This is a genomic window from Sulfuricurvum sp. PD_MW2 (genome assembly GCF_002633015.1).
Lineage (GTDB): Bacteria > Campylobacterota > Campylobacteria > Campylobacterales > Sulfurimonadaceae > Sulfuricurvum.
Genome location: NZ_NSIU01000047.1, coordinates 1 through 4,998, shown reverse-complemented (window position 1 = coordinate 4,998; position 4,998 = coordinate 1). Strand labels below are relative to the sequence as shown.

At 38.6% G+C, this 4,998-nt stretch carries 4 protein-coding genes; 1 reads left to right on the top strand and 3 read right to left on the bottom strand.

The genetic code is table 11. The annotated features are described in order from the left end of the window. Positions 1–130 precede the first annotated feature (130 nt). Genes CJD30_RS11360 through CJD30_RS11350 form a run of 3 tightly spaced genes read right to left on the bottom strand, consistent with a single transcriptional unit; the run spans position 131 to position 3,518 of the window. Positions 131–622: an Rrf2 family transcriptional regulator gene (locus CJD30_RS11360; RefSeq protein ID WP_294919215.1), complete on the bottom strand. Its 492-nt coding sequence runs from the start codon at positions 620–622 to the stop codon at positions 131–133. A gap of 60 nt (positions 623–682) precedes the next feature. Continuing rightward, positions 683–1,423: an NAD(P)-dependent oxidoreductase gene (locus CJD30_RS11355; RefSeq protein ID WP_294919213.1), complete on the bottom strand. Its 741-nt coding sequence runs from the start codon at positions 1,421–1,423 to the stop codon at positions 683–685. 58 nt (positions 1,424–1,481) lie between these two features. Then, positions 1,482–3,518 carry a TonB-dependent receptor gene (locus CJD30_RS11350; RefSeq protein ID WP_294919210.1) on the bottom strand — a complete coding sequence of 679 codons (2,037 nt, stop codon included), beginning with the start codon at positions 3,516–3,518 and terminating at the stop codon, positions 1,482–1,484. Positions 3,519–3,872: 354 nt separating this feature from the next. On the opposite strand from CJD30_RS11350, the gene CJD30_RS11345 reads away from it, so the two are divergent. Next, positions 3,873–4,998, top strand: a 1,126-nt coding sequence (locus CJD30_RS11345) for a tyrosine-type recombinase/integrase (RefSeq protein ID WP_294919207.1), incomplete at its 3' end; no start/stop codon positions are given.

Here is a 4,998-nt window from a genome sequence, read left to right as displayed (position 1 = left end):
GTCTCATAGTAGTGTTGCAAAAATGTTGCAAATTCAATAATAAGAAAATCAGGAAGTATCGATTTTGTGTAGAAACAAGTAAATAGCTAGTTTGGAATATTTTTTTCGATAGAGGATATAAATTTAAAAACTAGATGATTGCTTTTGCCCAGTCATCAATAGCTTTTTTTGTTTGATCAGAGAATTTTGGTCTCACTTGATCATGGACCCAAAGTAAGGATTTGTTTCTCAGAGTATTTCTATATGCTTCTTCTGCTTCTAACATAACTACTTTGATTAAGCAGGGGCATTCTTTATTGAAAACGCTAGGATCGTTTTCAAACATATTCTTTTCTCTAAACTCTGCACATTGAAAAAAAGATGATGCCCCCTCTATTGCTTCTATTATGTCCCAAAAAGAGATATCTTCTGGGTGTTTTGCCAGTTCATATCCACCATTTATCCCTGGTGTTGATCGGACAATACCTGCTTTACGCAGTTTGGAAAAGATTTTGGAGAGATAGGCGTCTTGAATATTATGGATCTCTGCTATTTTTTTGATAGAGATTGATCTGTTTTTCGGCAGATCAATCATATAAAATAAAGAGTGTAATGCGTGCTCGACACTGTTGCTTAATTGCATCATATATCCATCTATTTAAGTGTTTAGCCGTATTTTATCCGAGAGCGTAAAAATACTCACTTAATGCAATGATAAACGAAAATCACTACTCCATTTTAGCTCATGTTTGATTTTTTTGCTCGATAAGCGCTCATCTTCATCAGCAACATTATAGACATTGTTTGTATTACATTCTAATGCCAGTATAGCTGCATGTGCTGCTGCTTCAACATGAACGGAAGGTACAAAACCAACGGGTTCATCAAATCCTGTTTCAGGACCATAAAAGAGCCCATTTCGCAGGATGATACCGATAAACGGTGCATTGAGCACTTGTTCTTCTAAACTTGCGACAGCTTTTGATGTTGTGCCGTATACTGGATCTTCAAAATTGAGCAAAGCCGATGCTTCAGTATGCGGTAATTCACCCGGTTCGTACACGAATGCGATACTTTGAGCAATCATTTTTTTGATTCCGGCTTGCATGGAAGCTTTAACTAAATTGGATGTACCTTCAATACGCAATTTTGCATTGCTTACTAATGCTTCTTCCATTTTTTCAGGGTTGAGACCATCTGGAAGATCAGTCAACTGATGATAGAGTACATCCGGTTTGATATCGCATAAAATTTTTTCTAGCATCTCATAATCATAGACATCAACTAATATTGGTTCTACACCCATTTGTTTGAGCAGTTCAACTTTATTTTCACTTCTTGTTGTGCCGTATACTTTCCAACCATCTTGAATCAACATCGCACATAAGGGTTTTCCGATAACACCGCTGGCACCGGCAATAAAAGCTTTTTTATTTTGACTCATCAAAGATCCCCAATTGTATATATTATAGATATTTAATATCCATAATAGAATTATAGCATCAATATCGATAAGTTAGATTAAATCGATACGATCTAGGTTCACCCGGATGAATCATATGATCGGATACTCCAGAACCCTCGGAAGCCAATTTTGATTCATAAAAGTATTCAATATCATTGGTTTCTCTGTTCAATAAATTATATATATCGAGACTTGCATCTAAATTCTTGGCTATATGATAACCTGCTTTTAGGTTGACAAGTGTTGAAGGTTCTGAACGTACCGAATTATCTTCGATTAATGCACGGCTGCCGAAATAGCGCAAACGCATACCACCGAACCAGTCATTATACTCTTTGATCGATATTCCGACCGATACAACTTTTTCAATTGCTTCAGGAACATATTTTCCTCCTGCTGAAACTGGATCTTTGTAGCGTGCTTGTGAAAGAGCAACGTCTGCATCTAAAATAAACCAATCTGATGGAGTCCAATAGTTTGCCCACTCGATCCCTTGTCGCCGTGATTTACCTGTCGGTTCGGTACCGCCTGTATCTCCAGCAAATACGAGCTCAGAATCGCTATCCATCATCCAAAAAGACAAAGAAGTTTCCAATCCTTGAATAGAGCGGTTCTGAATACCCACTTCAGCCCCTTTGGTTCGTACCAATGGTGTTGCAGGATTACTAGAGGCGCTAATTCCTCGTGCATCATTACTGTGAAAGCCATATCCTCCGTTTAAAAAGAACTGTGTGTTTCCCCACGGTCCAAAAATGAAGTTTAGTTTCGGACTTGCGATTGAAGCGTATTTCGTGGATGAATTAGCACTATTGACGGCACTTTCTACATCGAAACAGTAGGTATCGAATCGAATCCCTGGAATCATACGAACTTTCTCACCCAAAACGAGTTCATTTTGATAATAGAGTGCGGCTGCAGAGATATTGACTTTATCTGACGTAATGGTACTGAGCCAGTTTCGGCTCTTTGTATTGTTGAGTGCAACATCAATCGAATCATGTCTGACTTGCAGTCCATAAGAGGCTATTGAGTCGATACCGAACACTGATCCGACTCTAACTTGCCCAATATTACCACCTGCAAGAATTCGCGACTCTTTTTGTTGAAACTGATCGCCGTTTACAGGATCATTGAGAAAATAGGTAAAGTTTGAAAATAGATCCAATCCATAATCGATTATATAGGCATTCGCTTTTGTGGTGACGGTACTATCATGGCGTTCATATTCTCCGCTTAGACTGTAACGGTGTGTGTATCCGCCATCACTCGGATCGAGTGATCCATAGCGTCCTATAGTACCCGATTCGATTGCACGTACCGGAACATGGTTTGTCGCATCCCAATCCCCTTTGTACCCCATCGCAGTAATTTTATAATGATTTTTCCCATCATCTTTCGTATAACTCACGACTCCATTGAATCGTTTATACCCTTCGGGATATTCCCATGGACCATCATTATAAAAATATTCCATTCCGTACAGTAACGTTCCGCCATTGAGATCGAACGAATCGGCATTGAACACGCGTTTGTGTCCGAAACTCCCCAAAGATAGACTTGCAATTCCTTCATCTAGTTTATCAGCATAACGGATATGTGCGCTTCCTGTTGAAGCGAAATCGCCTTCTTCGGCATAATAAGGCCCTTTTTTATAGGTAATGGTTGAAATCAACTCTGGGATCAAAAAATTCAGATCATTGTATCCCTGACCGTGTGCATGAGTGGGAAGATTGGTCGGCATACCGTTGAGCGTCGTATAAAAATCGGTTCCGTGATCGAGACTGAATCCTCGGAGGAAGTATTGATTGGCTTTACCATCACCGCTATGTTGTGTGACGATAAGTCCCGGTACAGTCTCCAATACTTCAGCGGGACGGAGGAGGGGTCGATTCGATAATTGTTCGGCGATTATCGTTCCCTGACTTGAAGCATCTGTCTCAACAAAATCGATTTTTTGAGCTTCAACAATTATTTTAGATAATACTGTATCGTGTATGCTTTGCTCACCTCCGGCATAAACTGAAGCCGAATACAAGATATTAGCAGTGAGCATAGAAATATATGATTTTCTCATTAATCTCTCCATATTTTGATGGTGAGATTATGTCGAGTTATGATAAAAGTGAATTTACATTCATGTATTCTTGTATATAAATAGGACTAGATTGAAATATAAAAAATTATAAAATAAAACAAAAGTGGAAACCAACAGGAGACCTAAAAAAACTTAAAGTGCTTGAAAGTACGGTAAAAAGGGAGTTTAAAGTGGTGACCCCAAGGGGATTCGAACATTAAAAAACTGCTTTTCTGTCGATTCCTTATAATTCATTTTCCCTAATTATTGGGCTTAATGACTCTCTTAAATCTATATCGTTATCATGCAGTATCTAAAAAGTGGTCACCTATACGGTAACCACAAGGGGACTACATGGCGATTATCTTCTCTGATTACATTCAAGTTATCCACAAAGGGAATGAAATCCCAAGCCTAAAAATACATAAGAGCAATGATTCCAAGTTTATGTTTGATCTACGTATCAACGGCAAACGTATCCGAAAAACGATTACTGTCAATGGAACGACACGGGGTAAAAATATTGAACTCGCTTCCTTTGCGCTCAATGAGTTTATTGCAAGTGAATCCAAAAAATCACTCACCTCTAAAAGTCTTACAGCCAGCCCTGATATGATCGTAAACGATTACTTTGATCGTCTATGTGAGATCAAGAGAAATAGTTGGTCTGCCGGTCACCAATACAAGCTCAAAGGTTTTTTTAAAAGATACATCAAAGATATTATCGGAGATAAACCTATTTCGGCTGTTAAGTCCTCAGATATCACCACAATTACTGCCGATGTATCTCACTTATCCAAACGATCACAAAAGATGGTTACTGAAGTCTTACACCCTTTATTTGAACTCGCAATCGAAGATGAATCTATCCAAGTATCACCGATTAAAAAATCTCACCGTGTAACCCGTAAACTTGTTGAAGAGAAGAGGGTGATCTCTAACGCTGTAGATAAATACAAAAAGGTATATCAGAGCATACACAAAGTATTTAAAGACAATCCTACAATGAGAGCGATCATGTTATTCGGATTCTATGGACGGAGAAAAAACGAAGTGCTATCTCTTACATGGGAAAACGTCGATCTCAAACACAAAACGTTCATCATTCCTAAAGAGGAAAGTAAAGTCGGAGTGGATTTAGAATTTACCTTATCCGATGATATCAAAGAAGCACTTGAAGAGATCGCAATCTATACGGGAAAAGAGGGCTTAGTATTTAAATCTCCAAGGGGCGGAAAATACACCGAAATAAGAGATCATATCTATGCGATCCGTAACGATACCAAAATCGAAGAGTTTGGTTTTCACTGGATGCGTAATTTAGCAGTATCGGCATTATCAAGCCAAGGGGTAGATACAATTCACCTCTCTGCACTGCTCGGACATACTGACACCCATACCGTTAAACAGTACCTTTCGCTTCAAAGAAAAGAAGCGAGTGGGAAAGTGCAAGAGATATCAAATATTATATTATGTAAAT

Excerpts from the sequence above, each read along its gene's own strand:
- CJD30_RS11360 (WP_294919215.1), bottom strand. The coding sequence starts at position 622 with ATGCAATTAAGCAACAGTGTCGAGCACGCATTACACTCTTTATTTTAT.
- CJD30_RS11355 (WP_294919213.1), bottom strand. The coding sequence starts at position 1,423 with ATGAGTCAAAATAAAAAAGCTTTTATTGCCGGTGCCAGCGGTGTTATC.
- CJD30_RS11350 (WP_294919210.1), bottom strand. The coding sequence starts at position 3,518 with ATGAGAAAATCATATATTTCTATGCTCACTGCTAATATCTTGTATTCG.